This is a genomic window from Phenylobacterium sp. (genome assembly GCF_035475775.1).
In the GTDB taxonomy this organism is placed as follows: domain Bacteria; phylum Pseudomonadota; class Alphaproteobacteria; order Caulobacterales; family Caulobacteraceae; genus Phenylobacterium.
In genome coordinates this window covers 1-15,512 of sequence record NZ_DATIMC010000137.1, presented here as the reverse complement: position 1 = coordinate 15,512, position 15,512 = coordinate 1, and the positions used below count along the sequence as shown (strand labels likewise).

14 protein-coding genes and 2 pseudogenes are annotated in these 15,512 nt (G+C 70.4%); 9 read left to right on the top strand and 7 right to left on the bottom strand.

All coding sequences use genetic code 11. From position 1 onward, the window contains the following. Positions 1-7: 7 nt before the first annotated feature. Both VLI41_RS15950 and VLI41_RS15945 read right to left on the bottom strand, forming a co-directional pair. On the bottom strand, positions 8-1,222 hold the full coding sequence (locus VLI41_RS15950) for an NAD-dependent epimerase/dehydratase family protein (RefSeq protein ID WP_325269077.1): 1,215 nt from the start codon (positions 1,220-1,222) through the stop codon (positions 8-10). An 87-nt stretch (positions 1,223-1,309) separates the two neighbouring features. Then, entirely contained in the window at positions 1,310-2,179 is an 870-nt protein-coding gene (locus tag VLI41_RS15945; protein WP_325269076.1) for a UTP--glucose-1-phosphate uridylyltransferase, read from the bottom strand. 228 nt (positions 2,180-2,407) lie between these two features. On the opposite strand from VLI41_RS15945, the gene VLI41_RS15940 reads away from it, so the two are divergent. Next, positions 2,408-2,686: a hypothetical protein gene (locus VLI41_RS15940; protein WP_325269075.1), complete on the top strand. Its 279-nt coding sequence runs from the start codon at positions 2,408-2,410 to the stop codon at positions 2,684-2,686. 74 nt (positions 2,687-2,760) lie between these two features. Here the strand turns inward: VLI41_RS15940 and VLI41_RS15935 are convergent, their stop codons facing one another. Together VLI41_RS15935 and glmS are read right to left on the bottom strand one after the other, a co-directional pair. Then, positions 2,761-3,519: a retropepsin-like aspartic protease family protein gene (locus VLI41_RS15935; RefSeq protein WP_325269074.1), complete on the bottom strand. Its 759-nt coding sequence runs from the start codon at positions 3,517-3,519 to the stop codon at positions 2,761-2,763. 51 nt (positions 3,520-3,570) lie between these two features. After that, positions 3,571-5,385, bottom strand: coding sequence for a glutamine--fructose-6-phosphate transaminase (isomerizing) (glmS, locus tag VLI41_RS15930; protein ID WP_325269073.1), 1,815 nt, complete (start codon positions 5,383-5,385; stop codon positions 3,571-3,573). Positions 5,386-5,502: 117 nt separating this feature from the next. Between glmS and glmM the strand changes: the two genes are divergently transcribed. The 6 genes and pseudogenes from glmM to VLI41_RS15905 all read left to right on the top strand — a co-directional run bounded on the left by glmM (position 5,503) and on the right by VLI41_RS15905 (position 9,519). Beyond that, entirely contained in the window at positions 5,503-6,855 is a 1,353-nt protein-coding gene (gene glmM / locus VLI41_RS15925; RefSeq protein WP_325269072.1) for a phosphoglucosamine mutase, read from the top strand. A 71-nt stretch (positions 6,856-6,926) separates the two neighbouring features. After that, positions 6,927-7,424 (top strand): GNAT family N-acetyltransferase, encoded by a 498-nt coding sequence (locus tag VLI41_RS15920; RefSeq protein WP_325269071.1) that lies wholly within the window; start codon positions 6,927-6,929, stop codon positions 7,422-7,424. Between the two features lie 144 nt (positions 7,425-7,568). Then, entirely contained in the window at positions 7,569-7,733 is a 165-nt protein-coding gene (locus VLI41_RS15915) for a hypothetical protein (protein ID WP_325269070.1), read from the top strand. A gap of 171 nt (positions 7,734-7,904) precedes the next feature. Next, entirely contained in the window at positions 7,905-9,056 is a 1,152-nt protein-coding gene (locus tag VLI41_RS15910; protein WP_325269069.1) for an MFS transporter, read from the top strand. A gap of 119 nt (positions 9,057-9,175) precedes the next feature. Continuing rightward, positions 9,176-9,322, top strand: a pseudogene (locus tag VLI41_RS16845) (phosphotransferase); the annotation flags it as partial. A 26-nt stretch (positions 9,323-9,348) separates the two neighbouring features. Next, the gene (locus tag VLI41_RS15905; protein WP_325269068.1) at positions 9,349-9,519 is read left to right on the top strand and encodes a hypothetical protein; all 171 of its coding nucleotides are present in this window, start codon (positions 9,349-9,351) and stop codon (positions 9,517-9,519) included. Here VLI41_RS15905 and VLI41_RS15900 read toward each other — a convergent pair. Continuing rightward, positions 9,516-10,844 (bottom strand): aspartate aminotransferase family protein, encoded by a 1,329-nt coding sequence (locus tag VLI41_RS15900; protein WP_325269067.1) that lies wholly within the window; start codon positions 10,842-10,844, stop codon positions 9,516-9,518. The two genes, VLI41_RS15905 and VLI41_RS15900, sit on opposite strands and share 4 nt — an antisense overlap. 122 nt (positions 10,845-10,966) lie before the next feature. On the opposite strand from VLI41_RS15900, the gene VLI41_RS15895 reads away from it, so the two are divergent. After that, entirely contained in the window at positions 10,967-12,379 is a 1,413-nt protein-coding gene (locus tag VLI41_RS15895) for an amidase (protein WP_325269066.1), read from the top strand. 117 nt (positions 12,380-12,496) lie between these two features. Continuing rightward, complete coding sequence (locus VLI41_RS15890; protein WP_325269065.1) at positions 12,497-13,366, top strand: DUF2189 domain-containing protein; 870 nt, start codon at positions 12,497-12,499, stop codon at positions 13,364-13,366. 4 nt (positions 13,367-13,370) lie between these two features. On the opposite strand, the gene VLI41_RS15885 is transcribed toward VLI41_RS15890, so the two are convergent. Beyond that, positions 13,371-14,684: a UDP-glucose/GDP-mannose dehydrogenase family protein gene (locus VLI41_RS15885; protein WP_325269064.1), complete on the bottom strand. Its 1,314-nt coding sequence runs from the start codon at positions 14,682-14,684 to the stop codon at positions 13,371-13,373. A 95-nt stretch (positions 14,685-14,779) separates the two neighbouring features. Then, positions 14,780-15,512: pseudogene (locus VLI41_RS15880) on the bottom strand (phosphomannomutase/phosphoglucomutase); the annotation flags it as partial.

Sequence of the window (15,512 nt, the reverse complement as noted above, 5' to 3'; positions counted from 1 at the left end):
GGGCGTCTTATTCCGCGGCCACCGCCGCCTCCGCGCCCACGCCCGCGGTGGCCGCGGCCCGCTCGGCGTTCCAGGCCGAGACGCAGCGGATCTTCGAGTGGTCGGCCCGGTCGGCGAAGCAGCGGGCGATCTCGGTCACTTCCAGGAGCAGGCCCTCCTCGAGGGTGATCGGCTCGAGACCGTAGGAGAGCAGCCGGCGGTTCTCCACCGAAAGCTCGTTCTCGTCGGCTTCCTCGCGCGGGTTCGGCAGATAGGCGATCTCGGCGCCCGTGAGGCGCGAAACCATCTGGGCTAGGTCGCGCACCCGCCAGCATTCGGTCATCTGGTTCATCACCTTGACCCGCTCGCCGCGCGCGGGGGGATGGCCGAGCGCCAGCTCGACGCAGCGCACCGTATCCTGGATGTTGATGAAGGCCCGGGTCTGGCCGCCGACCCCATGCACGGTCAGCGGGTAGCCGACCGCCGCCTGCATCAGGAAGCGGTTGAGCACGGTGCCGTAGTCGCCGTCGTAGTCGAAGCGGTTGATCAGCCGCCGATCCAGTCGCGTCTCGGTGGTCTGGGTGCCCCAGACGATGCCCTGGTGCAGGTCGGTGATCCGGACCTTGTCGTTCCTGGCGTAGAACTGGAACAGCAGGGCGTCCTGGGTCTTGGTCATGTGATAGATCGAACCGGGGCTCGGCGGATAGAGCATCTCCTTCTCCACCCAGCCGGCCGGCGTCTCCACCTTGACGGTCAGATAGCCCTCGGGGATCGCCATCCCCACCGTGCCGTAGCCGTAGACGCCCATGGTCCCCAGGTGCGCGAGGTGGATGTCGAGCCCGGAGTCGACGATCGCGGCCAGGATGTCGTTGGTGGCGTTGAGGTTGTTGTCGACGGTGTAGCGCTTGTGGCGCGCGGACTTCATCGAATAGGGCGCGGCGCGCTGCTCGGCGAAGTGCACCACCGCGTCCGGCCGGAAGGCCTTCAGGAGATCGAGGAGCTCGTCGTAATCCTTGCCGACGGTGATGTCGTGGGCGCGGATCGCGCGTCCGGAGACCTTCCGCCACGCCGCCAGCCGTTCGTCCAGCGACACGATCGGGGTGAGCGAGCCGGCGCCCAGCTCGCCGTCGATCCGCCGGCGCGAGAGGTTGTCGACGATCTGGACATCATGGCCGCGGGCCGACAGATGAAGCGCGGTCGGCCAGCCGCAGAAGCCGTCGCCGCCGAGGATCAATACGCGCATCGCAACTCCACGACGTGGGTCCCCCGGGCAAAGGGCTACCCTACGAAGGGCGCTTTCGCCAAGCCAAACTGCGACAGGCCGCCGCAGTCACAACAGCGCCTGGATCGCCTTGCGGGCGGCCGCGGCGAGCTCGGGGCGGCGCAGCGCGAAGGCCACATTGGCGCGCAAGAGGCCGATCTTGTCCCCGCAGTCGTAGGTGGTCCCGTCGTACTCCAGGGCGTGGAAGGCCTGGCTTTTCAATAGCTTGGCCATGGCGTCGGTGAGCTGGATCTCGCCGCCCGCGCCGCGCTCCTGGGTCTCCAGCACGCCGAAGATGTCCGGCTGCAGGATGTAGCGTCCGGAGATGAACAGGTTGGAGGGCTCGGTCCCGGGCGGCGGCTTTTCGACCATGCCGGTCATGCGGTTGAGCCGGCCGTCCTGCGCCTCCAGGGCGACGATGCCGTACTTGTGGGCCTCCCCCTTGGGCGCGGGTTCGACCACCACGATGTTCCCGCCCACCTTGTCGTAGGCGGCCACGGCTTGGGCGAGCGCCGGGGGCTCCGCTGTCATCAGCATGTCCGGCAGGATGACTGCGAAGGGCTCGTTCCCGACCACGTGGCGGGCGCACCAGACCGCGTGGCCGAGGCCCAGCGGGGCCATCTGGCGCACGAAGCTCATCTCGCCCGGCGGGCCGAGGTCGCCGCGGACGTCGGCCAGGACGTCCGCCTTGGCCTTGGCCTCGAGCGCACCCTCGACCTCGGGATTGGCGTCGAAATAGTCCTCGATGGCGCCCTGGCCGCGGCCGACGACGAACACGAAATGCTCAACGCCCGCCGCGCGCGCCTCCTCCACGATGTACGACAGGATCGGCCGGTCGACGACGTTCAGGAGATTCTTCGGCGTGGCCTTGGCCGCCGGCAGGACCCGGGTCCCCAGGCCCGCCACCGGCAGCACGGCCTTGCGCACGCGACTGGACATTCACTCCTCCGAACAGAGACCCGATACTGCAGCCGAGGCTCGGCCGCGCCTGGGCCCATGCGACCGGCGCGCCGCCGTGATCCCTCTCGCGGACTAGAGGAGGGGCGGGTTGAAATCCACAGGTCCTTGCGACAAAAATCCATGCCGCATGAACGATCACGATTTCGCGAACTCACGAAGCCGTGTATGAGTTGTGCGTCGGGGGATAGTCCTCCAGGGGAGCAATCCATGAAACTGCGTATCCTGACTTCGGTTGCTGCGGCTGCGGTTCTCGCGGTGAGCCTGTCGGCCTGCCAAAAGAAGGCGGACAACACGGCCACGGCTGACACCAACGCCACGACGGCGACCGACACCAACACCACGACCACGACGGCCCCGGCGGAAACCAACGCCACGGCTGGCGCGACCAACTCGACGGCCCCGGCGGACACCAACGCCACGGCCGGCGCGACGAACTCGACCTCGAGCACGAGCTCGATGTCTTCTTCGACTCCGCCGAAGAAGTAAGATCGACTGATCTTTTCTCCGCGAACGGCCGCTCCCAGGAGCGGCCGTTTTGCTTTTGTGGGGGCTGGCGCGGCTCAGCCCGCCGGCTCATGCCATTTCAGAACGAGAGTGCGGCCGCGGATCTCGAACGAATCGAGCTGCTTGAGAAAGCTCAGGCCGAGCAGAGAGCTGCGCATCGGCGCCTGGTTCACGACCATCTCGAAGCCATCGAGGACGATCGGGCCGATCTCGAGGCGGCGCGCGCGGACGCGGGCGCCGTAGCCCTTGCCGTTGGCGGTCTCGGCCGCCTCCACGAACTGCAGCCGGGCGGGATCGATCCCCAGCCGGCGCGCGTCGTCCAGATTGAGCACCGTATCGGTCGCGCCGGTGTCGACCACGAAGCGGACGCGCTGCCCGTTGACCTTGCCGACCACCACGAAGACGCCCTGGTCGTCCTGCGGGATGACCAGCTCATGGTCACCCGTGCGCACGGGATCGCCGGCGCTGAAGGCGAGCCGCAGGTGCTGCGGGATCCCCTTGAGCTCGTCGCGGTAGGCGAATCCCAGCGCCAGCACCGCGGCGATCGCGAGCCACGCCGCCGCATGCTTCAGCCGGTCGGCGAATCGGCTGCGGCTGGCGCGGAACAGGCCGGCGGAGACCAGCACCACCAGGCCGGCGGAATAGGCCGCGTCGGCCCAGGCGCCGCGCGTACGCACCGCTTCGGGAAAGGCCCGCGCGAGCCCCAGCACCAGGGCGCCCAGCCCGAGCCCGAACAGCACCCAGAGCCCCGTCCGCCGCGGGGCCGGCGGCGGCCGCGGCGCCCGATTCGCCCAGGGACCCGTCTCATTGACCATCGCGCGCCCCGCTGATTGCGTGACCAGCCTGCCAGGGCGTGCGGCTCGCCGCTACTCCACGGTGACCGACTTGGCCAGGTTGCGCGGCTGATCGACGTCGGCGCCCTTCTGGACTGCGACATAGTAGGCGAGGAGCTGGATCGGCGGGGCGTAGACCATGGGCGCGAGCATGGGGTCGCAGGTCGGGCCCACGATCACCCGGGCGCCGGCCGGGGCGTTGCGGGCGCCCTCCTCGTCGGTGATCAGGATCACCCTGCCGCCGCGGGCCGCCACCTCGCTCATGTTGGAGATGGTCTTGTCGAACAGCGGGTCGGACGGCGCGATGACGATCACCGGCGTGGTTTCGTCGATCAGCGCGATGGGCCCGTGCTTCAGCTCCCCGGCGGCGTAGCCCTCGGCGTGGATGTAGCTGATCTCCTTGAGTTTCAGCGCCCCTTCGAGGGCCAACGGATACATCGGCCCGCGGCCGAGGTAGAGCACGTCGCGGGCTTTGGCGAGCTCGGGCGCGAGCGTGCGGATCTGGTCCTCGAGCTGGATCGCCTCGGCGATCAGACGCGGCGCTTCCAGCAGCAGGCGCGTGTCGTGCGCCTCCTCGCCGGGCTTCAGCCGCCCGCGGGCCGCCGCGGCGGCGAGCGCCAGCGCGGTGAGCGCCGCCACCTGGCTGGTGAACGCCTTGGTGGAGGCGACCCCGATCTCCGGGCCGGCATGGGTCGGGAACAGCACGTCGGCCTCCCGCGCCATGGTCGATTCGTGGACGTTGACCACCGCCGCGGTGGTCAGCCCCTGGGCCTTGCACCAGCGCAGGGCCGCCAGCGTGTCGGCGGTCTCGCCGGACTGCGAGACGGCGATCGCGAGCGTGGCGGGCGTCACCGCCGGCTGTCGGTAACGGAACTCCGAGGCGACCTCCACGTCGCACGGCAGGCCGGCCAGCTTCTCGAACAGGTAGCGGCCGATCTGGCCGGCGTAGCTGGCGGTGCCGCAGGCCACGATCTGCACCCGGTCGAACCGGGCCAGGTCCACGCCGCCCGGCGCATGCACATGACCGGTGGTCGGGTTGATGTAGGCCGACAGCGTGTGCTGGCAGGCGTCCGGCTGGTCATGGATCTCCTTCTCCATGAAGTGCCGGTAGTTGCCCTTCTCGACGAGCGCCGCCGCGGCGGCGACGGTGCGGACCGGCCGCTGCACCGCCCGGCCGGCCTCGTCGAACACGTGCGCGGCCTTGCGGTCGATGGCCACGTAGTCGCCCTCGTCCAGGTAGGCGATCTGGTTGGTGAACGGCCCGACCGCCAGGGCGTCGCTTCCCAGGAACATCTCGCCGTCGCCATAGCCCACGACCAGCGGCGAGCCCCGGCGGGCGCCCATGATCAGTTCGTCCTCGCCGTCGATCAGCACGGCGATGGCGTAGGCGCCGGTGAGCTGGTCGAGCGTGGCCTTCAGGGCCTCGATCGGCGGCCGGGTCTGGAGCTCGTAGTCGAGCAGCTGTGCGATCACCTCGGTGTCGGTCTCGCTCTCGAAGGTGCGGCCCTTTTCCTTCAGGGCCTCGCGCAGCTCGGCGTAGTTCTCGATGATTCCGTTGTGGACCAGGGTGACGCGCCCAGCGCGCTGCGGGTGGGCGTTGATCTGCGAGGGCGCGCCATGGGTCGCCCAGCGGGTGTGACCGATGCCGACGCTGGCCGGCAGCGGCTCGGCGGCGAGCACGTCCTCCAGCGCGCGGATCTTGCCCTTGGCGCGGCGGCGCTCGACGTGCCCGTCCACCACGCCGGCGACGCCCGCCGAGTCGTAGCCGCGGTATTCCAGGCGCTTGAGACTGTCGATCAGCCGGTCCTGGACGGGCTTTGCGCCGACGATGCCGATGATGCCGCACATAGGCTTTGGCTTCCTTTGTGATAAACGCCAGTGGTCGAGCGCCGGCGCGCCCGGCTTTACCATTCAACAAAGCACCGTCGACTAAATCTGGGTTTCGGATCGTTTCGTGAGCAGCTGATGAGCAAGCGCGCCTACTTCGGGACCGACGGAATCCGCGGCCAGGCCAACCGCTATCCAATGACCGCGGAGGTGGCCCTGCGGGTCGGCATGGCCGCCGGCAAGATCTTCATGTCCAAGGACGACCGGCGCCACCTGGTGGTGATCGGCAAGGACACCCGGCTCTCGGGCTACATGATCGAGCCGGCCCTGGTGGCGGGCTTCACCTCGGTGGGCATGGACGTGCGGCTGTTCGGACCCCTGCCGACCCCGGGCGTGGCGATGATGACCCGATCCTTGCGCGCCGACCTGGGGGTGATGATCTCGGCCTCGCACAACCACTTCGCCGACAACGGGATCAAGCTGTTCGGGCCCGACGGCTACAAGCTCTCCGACGAGCGCGAGTTGGAGATCGAGGCCCTGATGGACCAGGGCCTGGAGGAAGGGCTGGCCTCGCCCCAGGCGCTCGGCCGCGTGCAGCGGATCGACGACTGCCAGGCGCGCTATGTGGAGATCGCCAAGGCGACCTTCCCGCGCCGGCTGAACCTGGCGGGCCTGCGCATCGTCATCGATTGCGCCAACGGCGCAGCCTACAAGGTGGCGCCCGAGGCGCTCTACGAGCTGGGCGCCGAGGTGCTGCCGGTGGGCGTCTCGCCCAATGGCTTCAACGTCAACGAGGAGTGCGGCTCCACGCACCCCGCGGCCATGCAGAAGATGGTCAAGGAATACCGCGCCGACATCGGCATCGCGCTCGACGGCGACGCCGACCGGGTGATCGTCTGCGACGAGAAGGGGCAGATGATCGACGGCGACCAGATCATGGCCCTGATCGCCGACAACTGGGCCAAGCGCGACCGGCTGACCGGCGGCGGGGTGGTGGCGACGCTCTACTCGAACCTCGGGCTGGAGCGGTTCCTGGCCGAGCGCGGTCTCGTGCTGCACCGCACGCCGGTCGGCGACCGCGCGGTGATGATGCGGATGCGCGAGGGCGGCTTCAACCTCGGCGGCGAGCAGTCGGGCCACATCATCCTGCGCGACTTCGCGACCACCGGCGACGGGCTGCTGGCGGCGCTGCAGGTGCTAGCGGTGCTGAAGGAGAGCGACCAGCCGATGAGTTCGCTCGCCCGCCAGTTCGAGCCGGCGCCGCAGAAGCTGGAGAACGTGCGCTTCGCGGCCGGCAAGCCGCTGGAGAGCGAGCAGGTCAAGGCGGTCATCGCCCAGGCCGAGGAGCGGCTCAACGGCTCGGGCCGGCTCGTGGTGCGCGCCTCGGGCACCGAGCCCCTGATCCGCATCATGGCCGAGGGCGACGACGAGAAGCTGGTCAACCAGGTGGTCAAGGAGATCGCCGGGGCCGTGAAGCAGGCGGCGGCTTAGCCTCCTTCTCTCCTGCGGGAGACGATGTCAGCCAGGCGCTGACGGCTGAAGGGTCGCACCGCGGCGCGAAGATGAGCGAAGCTGGCCAGATGACCATCCGCCGAGCGGGACCGCAGGACGGACCGGGCCTGCGCGCCGTCCTGTACGATACGTTCGAGAGCACGTGGCGGCCGAACGTCAGCGAGGCGGCGGCCGCAGCATTCATCCTGGAAGATCGGCCCGCAGCGTATGTGAGCGCGCGCGGTCACCTCTTCTGGGTTGCCGATTCGGCGGGCGAGGTCGCGGGCCTGGTCGATTGGGACGGCGATTTCGTCAACGCCCTGCACGTGGCTTCCCCCCATGCCCGCCAGGGTGTCGGCCGTCGCCTGATGGATCTGGCGGAGGCGGAGATCGCTCGGGCCGGATTCGCCTCGGCGCGTCTCGAGACCGACACCTTCAACCTTCGCAGCCAAGCCTTCTACGCCGCCCGGGGCTATCGCGAGGCCGCGCGGTATCCCGACGAGGCGTGGAACAGCGGGCTCACCACCCTGTTGCTTGTGAAGCCCCTGCCTGAGGAGCCCGCCCGCTAGGCAAGACGCCCGTGCGCCTTCTCCCGCAGGGGGAGCAGGATGCAGGCGGATCGAGAGCAACCCTACCCAAGCCTTAACTGTTGTGTCAGTCTCGACACAACCGCGTCGCTCGACGGCGCGGAATAAAGAGCTTGGGGAGGATAGATGCGGCGCCACCTCGTCTTCGGGGGCGCGGCGCGGCCGGAGGTGAACCGGAGCGTGAGCTCGCTCGCCTGCCTGGCCTTCGTCGCGCTGCTCGCCGTGGCCTTCTGGGCCGGCGCGCTCTGGATCGGCCAGGTCGTGGTCCGGCTGAGCCAGTTCGGCTTCTGATCGGTCGGACCGGGAGTCGGACGCGGCGGCTTGCGGCGAGGCGCCGCGGCGGGCATAGTCCTGGTGCTGAAGAGGGTTCTCCTCATGGGTAGGAACGAGCGCTGAGCGCACCGCGCCGCTGACCGGGCAAAGACGCCCGCGTCATCCCTGACTCCTGCCTCTCGGTTTCCCATGGCCTTTCTCGCCAACCGCGCGGTCAACCGCGTGCACCTGCATTCCGCCTTCGTCACCTTCGCCCAGGGCGCCGGCGGGCTGTTCTTCTTCGTCTTCCTGCTGCACGCGGGCGTGCCGATCCCGGCGGCGCTGCTCACCCAGGCAGCGGTGGTCGTGGGCCGCTTCGTCGTGCGCCCCACGCTCCTGCCGCTCGCCAAGCGCTTCGGCGTCAAGCGGCTGCTGATCGCGGGCTCCGCGGTCATGGCCCTGCAATATCCGCTGCTCGCCTTCGTGCACGGCATAGGGCCCGCGCTCGCGGCGCTGGCGGCCGTCTCCGGCCTGGGCGAGGTGCTCTACTGGATGAGCTACAACGCCTACTACGCCGCGATCGGCGATGCGGAGCACCGCGGGCATCAGGTGGCCGCGCGCGAAGCCCTGATGGCGCTGATCGGCATCGTCTCGCCGCTGGCCGGGGCGAGCCTGCTGCTGACGCTGGGGCCGCTCGCGGCCTTCAGCCTCGTGGCGGTGATCCAGCTCGCGGCGGTCTGGCCGATCCTGCGGACGCCCGAAGTGCCGGTGAAGGCGCAAGCGCCGGGCGCGCTCGCCGCGGCGCGGCCAGCCTTCCTGATGATGGTCGCCGACGGCTGGTTCGACACCTGCTGGCTGTTCGTCTGGCAGATCGCGCTGTTCGTGACCCTGAAGCAGAGCTTCTCGGCCTACGGCGGGGCCATGGCGCTCGCCGGCCTGGTCGGCGCGGGCGGCGCGCTGGTGCTCGGCCCCCACGTCGACGCCGGCCACGGCCGCCGCAGCGCCGCCATCGCCTACAGCGCGGGCGTCGCCATCCTGATCCTGCGGGTCGCGAGCCTCAGCCGTCCGTCGCTGGCGATCGCGGCCAATGCGGCCAGCGCGCTGTTCTTCCCGCTGCTGATCCCGGTGCTGGTCACGGTCACCGCCAACCTGAACAAGGCCTCGCCCTGCAACCTGCGCTTCTCGATGGTGACCGAGGCGGGCTGGGACATCGGCTGCTTCGCCGCGTGCCTCGTCACCGCGACGCTGTTCGCGATCGGCGCGCCCATCGAGCTCGGGGTCTTCCTGGCGCTCCCGGCCATGCTCGGCCAGTGGGCGCTGCTTCGCCGGTTCTACCCGAAGCGCGCGGCGGCCCTGGCGTGAGCGGGCCGCTTCGCATCGAGATCGGCGTCGCGACGGTCGAACGGCTGCTGGAGGCGCAGTTCCCCCACTGGGCGCGCCGCTCGATCGTGCCCGCGCCGGCCTCGGGCACGGACAACGCCATGTTCCGGCTCGGCGCCCATCTCGCGGTGCGACTGCCGCGCGTCGAATGGGCGGCTCCCCAGGTCGAGAAGGAGCAGACCTGGCTGCCGCGCCTGGCGCCGCGCCTGCCCCTGCCGGTTCCGGTCCCCTTGGGCCGCGGCCGACCGACGAAGCCTTTCCCTGGCCCTGGTCGGTGTGCCGGTGGGTTGCCGGGGGGGCCCCGGCGCCCGCCGCCTGGACCCGCGGTCGCGGCTGGGCGCTCTCGACGGCCGCGATCGCGCTGCCCTACTACCGCACGCGCCAGCCGGACATCGCCAGCGCCGCCGCGCGCACGCTCGAGGCGGTGCGGTCGGATGAACTCTAGGCCACGCCCTTCAGCGCCTCGCCGATGCGGCCGACGAGCTCTTCGATCTGCGCCTCGGAGATGATCAGCGGGGGCGAGAGCGCGATGGTGTCGCCGGTCACGCGGATCAGCGCGCCCGCCTCGAACAGCCGCTGGAAGGCCTCGGCGCCGCGCTTGCCGGGCGCGCCCTCGCGGGGCTCGAGCTCGATGCCGGCGACCAGGCCGAGGTTGCGGACGTCCTTCATGTGCCGCGCGCCGTCGAGGCTGTGGACGGCGTCCGCCCACCGAGGCTCGAGGGCCGCCACGCGCTCGAACAGGGCCTCCTCGGCGTACAGGCTGAGCGCCGCGCCGCCCGCCGCCACCGCCAGCGGGTGGGCGGAATAGGTGTAGCCGTGGAACAGCTCGATGCCGGCCGGAGCCTGCTCCACAACGGCGCGGTAGATTTCGGCTTTCACGCCCACCGCGCCCATCGGGACCGAGGCGTTGGTGAGGCCCTTGGCCAGCGTGATCAGGTCCGGCGTCACGCCGAACCGCTCGGCGGCGGTGGCCGCGCCCAGGCGGCCGAAGCCGGTGATCACCTCGTCGAAGATCAGCAGGATGCCGTGCGCGTCGCAGATCGCCCGCAGCCGCTCGAGGTAGCCCTTCGGCGGCACGAGCACGCCGGCCGAGCCGGCCAGCGGCTCGACGATCACCGCGGCGATGGTGTCGGCGCCGTGCAGGGCCACCAACCGCTCCAGGTCCTCGGCGAGCTCGGCGCCCCGCTCCGGCTGGCCGCGGGTGAAGGCCTGCGCGGGATCGAGCGTGTGGCGGATGTGGTCGACGCCGGGCAGCAGGGCATAGGCGCGCCGGTTGTTGGGCAGCCCGCCCACCGAGATGCCGCCGAAGCCCACCCCATGGTAGCCCTTCTCGCGGCCGATCAGCCGCGTGCGCGTCCCCTGGCCGATGGCGCGCTGGTAGGCGAGCGCGATCTTCAGCGCGCTGTCGACCGCTTCCGACCCGGAGTTGCCGAAGAACACGTTGTCGAGACCGGCGGGCAGGATCGCCGCCAGCCGCTGGGCGAACTCGAAGGCCTTGGGATGCGAAAGCTGGAAGGAGGGCGCGTAGTCGAGGACGCCGGCCTCGCGCCGGATCGCCTCGACGATCGGCTCGCGGCAGTGGCCGGCGTTGACGCACCACAGCCCGGCCGTGCCGTCGAGCAGCCTGCGGCCGTCGACGGTCGTGTAGTGCATGTCCTTGGCCGAGGCGAGCAGCCGCGGGCCCGCCTTGAAGGCGCGATTGTCGGTGAACGGCATCCAGAAGGCGGAGAGGTCGTTCGGCAGCACCGGCGCCGCATCGTCCAGGGCCATGGCGGTCTCCCTCTGGCTGGCGGCCGAGCGTCACAGACTTTCCGCGGCCGGACAACACCGCAGCCTTGCGCGCGCCCGCGTCCCGCCGTCGTATGGTGATCGCCGATCAGGAGGGCGCGCGCATGGACTTCCGGACCACGACCATCGAGGCGCTGGTGGGCCAGGTGCGCGAGCGGCGGCTCTCGGCCCGCGAGCTCACCGAGGCGGCGCTGGCCAACATCGAGGCGACCAACCCACGGCTGAACGCGGTCTGCGCGGTCGATCCGAAGCGGGCCCTGGCCGAGGCCGAGGCGGTGGACGCGCGGCTCGCGAAGGGCGATGCCGTGGGCCCGCTCGCCGGCATCCCGCTGCTGGTGAAGGACCTGGAGGACGCGGCCGGCTACAAGACGACCTACGGCTCGGCGCTGCACCAGGACGTCGCCCCCGCCAAAGCCGACTCCGTGCTGGTGGGCCGGCTGAAGGCGGCGGGCTGCGTGGTGGTCGGCAAGGCCAACACCCCGGCCTTCGGCTTCAAGGCGTTGACCGAGAACATCCCGTTCGGGGTAACGCGCAATCCGTGGAACCCGGACTACCATGCCGGCGGCTCCTCCGGCGGCTCGGCCTCGGCGGTGGCGGCAGGCGTCACGCCGCTGGCCACCGGCTCGGACGGCGGCGGCTCGATCCGCATCCCCTCGGCGGTGTGCGGCTTCTCCGGGATCAAGTGCACCCAGGGCCAGGTCCCGAACGGCGGGCCCAATGCGCCGGGCTCGGGCGTGCTGGCGGTCAAGGGGCCCATGGCGCTGCGCGTGCGCGACACGGCCCTGGCGCTGGACGCCGTGCGCGGCCTCGAGCCCACCGATCCCTACAGCCTGCCTTCCGACGGGACCTCCTGGCGGCGCGCGCTCGACGGCGACAACCGCCCGCGCAAGGTGATCTGGTCGCCGACCATGGGCTTTGCGCGGGTCGACGACGAGGTGCTGGCCCGCGCCCAGGCGGTGGTCGACGAGCTCGCCGCGGCCGGCGTCGAGGTGGTGCGCAAGGACAAGGTCTGGGACGAGAGCCCCAACCTCGCCTGGTTCGTGATCTGGGCCGCCCAGCGGGCCCGCGCCCAGGGCCACCTGAAGGGCACGCCCGAGTGGGAGAAGATCGATCCGGACCTGCGCCAGCAGATCGAGGCGGGCCTCGGCTATGGGGCGGCGGCCTACGCCCAGTCGCTCGATCTCGCCCATTCGCTCGCCTGGCGGCTGAACGCGGCGATGGAGGACGCCGAGGTGCTCATCACCCTCACCCTGGCCGGCCATCCGCCGAAGATCGGCGGGCAGGGCCTGATCAACGGCCAGCCGGCCGGGGCGGAGTGGGTGCAGTTCACGCCCGGGCTCAACATGACGCGCAATCCCGCGGGATCGGCGCCCATCGGCGTCTCCTCGCTCGGCCTGCCGCTCGCCCTGCAGGTGATCGGCCGCCAGAAGGACGACGTCGCGGTCCTGAAGACCCTGTGCTTCATCGAAGACCTCACCGACCCGAAGTTCGCCGCGCCGCACGGGGTCTCCGCCTGAGCGGATCATCGTGCTAGGCTGGGCGTTCGTTTCGGGGGTGCGGTCTCGCTCAGACGCCTGCCCGACGGCGGGAGCCTTGCGCGAACCGCGCCCATTGCAGGGTCCGGAGGCCTCGCCATGGCGGTCCACAATCACGTCGAAAACCCGTTCGAGTACGTGCTCGAGAAGCTGAGCTGGTCGTTCTCCGGCGCCGGGCGGCGGGACCGCGCCGCGCGCGCGGCCGCCCGGGTCGAGCCGCGGGTCCGCCGGATCCAGGTCGCCGAGCTGTGGGATTCGCTGCGCAAGGGCCTGGCCGACTTCGCCGCGGCGCGCGACGACGTGGTGTTCATCGCCATCATCTACCCGCTGGCCGGGATCATTCTCGCCGCCTTGGCCATGCACTATGCGCTGCTGCCGATGATCTTCCCCCTGGCGGCGGGCTTCGCTCTGCTTGGACCGCTGGCCGCGCTCGGGCTCTATGAAATCAGCCGCCGCCGCGAGAAGGGGCAGCCGGTGAGCTGGATCGACGCCGGGCGGGTCATCGAATCGCCCGCCATCGTCCCGATCGTCGGCATGGGCCTGATCCTCGTCGCGCTGTTCGGGCTGTGGCTGGCGGCCGCCTACGAGATCAGCCTCCTGGCGTTCGGCAATGGCCCGCCCGGGACCATCCACGGCTTCGTCCACCAGGTGTTCGCGACCGGCGCCGGCTGGGAGATGATCGCCATCGGCATCGGCGTGGGCTTCGTCTTCGCCGTCGTGGCCTTCGCGATCAGCGTCGTCTCCTTCCCGCTGCTGCTCGACCGGCACGTGGACCTGGACGTGGCCATCCGCACCTCGATCGACGCGGTGCGGGCCAATCCGGGACCCCTGGCGCTCTGGGCGATCGTGGTGGCCGTCCTGCTGGTCGCCGGCTCGATCCCGGCGCTGGTCGGGCTGATCGTCGTGGTGCCGGTGCTCGGCCACGCCAGCTGGCATCTCTATCGGAAGCTGGTCGAGCCGCCTGCCTGAGCGCTCAGACGCTGGCCCGGCCGACGCTGGCGTAGGCGAAGCCGCGGGCGCGCATGTCCTCGGGCTTGTAGATGTTGCGCAGGTCGATCATCACCGGCCGCTTCATGATCAGCTTGATGCGGTCGAGGTCGAGGGCGCGGAACTGGTCCCACTCGGTGATGATCACCAGGGCGTCGGCGCCTTCGGCGACGTCGTAGGGGTCGTCCTTGAAGATCACGTCGCGCAGCAGCTGACGGGCCTCGTGCAGCCCCTCGGGATCGAAGGCCTGGATCGTCGCCCCGGCCGCCTGCAGCGCCGGCACGATGTCCAGCGAGGGCGCGTCGCGCATGTCGTCGGTGTTCGGCTTGAAGGTGAGCCCCAGCACGCCGATCACCCGGCCGCTCAGGTCGCCGCCGTCCAGCGCCGCCTTGACCTTTTCCGCCATGGCCTTCTTGCGGGCGTCGTTGACCCGCACGGTGGTCTCGATGAGCTCGACCGGCGCGCCGGCGTCGCGCGCGGTGCGCACCAGCGCCACGGTGTCCTTCGGAAAGCAGGAGCCGCCGTAGCCCGGGCCGGCGTGCAGGAACTTCGCGCCGATGCGGTTGTCCAGCCCGATGCCGCGGGCCACCTGCTGGACGTCGGCCTCCACCGCCTCGCAGAGGTCGGCGATCTCGTTGATGAAGGTGATCTTCATCGCCAGGAAGGCGTTGGCCGCATATTTGGTGAGCTCGGAGGTCCGGCGGCTGGTGAACAGGATCGGCGTCTCGTTGAGATAGAGCGGGCGGTAGAGCTCGCGCATCACCGCCTGGGCGCGTGGATCCTGCGTCCCCACCACGACCCGGTCGGGCCGCTTGAAGTCCTCGATCGCCGCGCCTTCGCGCAGGAACTCGGGGTTGGAGACCACCGCCACGTCCGCGTCGGGGCGCACGCGCCGGACGATGGCCTCGATCTCGTCGCCGGCGCCGACCGGGACGGTGGACTTGGTGACCAGCACGGTGAAGCCGTCGACCAGCCCCGCGATCTCCTCGGCGGCGGCATGGACGTAGCTCAGGTCCGCATGGCCGTCGCCGCGGCGCGACGGCGTGCCGACCGCGATGAACACCGCCTCGGCGCCCTTCACAGCCGCGGCCGCCTCGGTCGCGAAGAACAGCCGCCCGGCCTCGACGTTGCGCGCCACCAGCCTGTCCAGGCCCGGCTCGTAGATCGGCATGCCGCCCGCCTTCAGGCGCTCGATCTTGCCGGCGTCCTTGTCGATGCACGTGACGATGTGGCCGAAGTCGGCGAAACAGGCGCCTGAGACCAGGCCCACATAGCCGGTCCCGATCATCGCCACGTGCATGAGCTGTCCCCGAGCTTGGTGGTAGGCGCTTTCAACATGGGTTCCGCCGGCCTGTCATCCCGGTTTCGCGACGCCGGGATCACACAAGGGGCGCCTCAGATCTCCTGGTTGTAGGCGCCGATCTGCGGGTATCTGGCGAGCCGCGGCTTCACCTCCTGGCGGAACAGGGCGCGCATGTCGTCCTCCGACCTCAGGCTCTCGACCACCACCACCAGCTCGGGCTTGTTGGAGGAGGCCCGCACCAGCACCCAGGAGCCGTCCTCCAGGGCCACGCGCACGCCGTTGACGGTGATCAGCTCGGCGATCCTTCGCCCCAGGATGGTCCCGCCGGCGTCGCGCAGCTGCTGGTATTCGGCCACGATCCGGTCGACCACGGCGTACTTCTCCTCGTCCGCGCAGTGCGGGCTCATGGTGAGCGAGGTCCAGGCCACCGGCAGGGCCCTCTTCAGGTCCGACAGCTTCTTGCCCGGATTGCGGTCGAGCATGGACAGGATCGCCGCGGCGGCGACCAGGCCGTCATCGTAGCCGCGCCCGTTCGGCGGGTTGAAGAAGAAGTGGCCGGACTTCTCGAACCCGGCCAGCGCGCCCAGTTCGGCGGTCTTGCGCTTGATGTAGGAGTGGCCGGTCTTCCAGTAGACGGTCCTGGCGCCGTTCGCCTTCAGCACCTCGTCGGTGGCGAACAGGCCCGTGGACTTCACGTCGACCACGAAGGTGGCGTCCTTGTGCAGGGCCGAGAGGTCGCGCGCCAGCATCAGGCCGATCTTGTCGGCGAAGATCTCCTCGCCCTCGTCGTCGACCACCCCGCAGCGGTCGCCGTCGCCGTCGAAG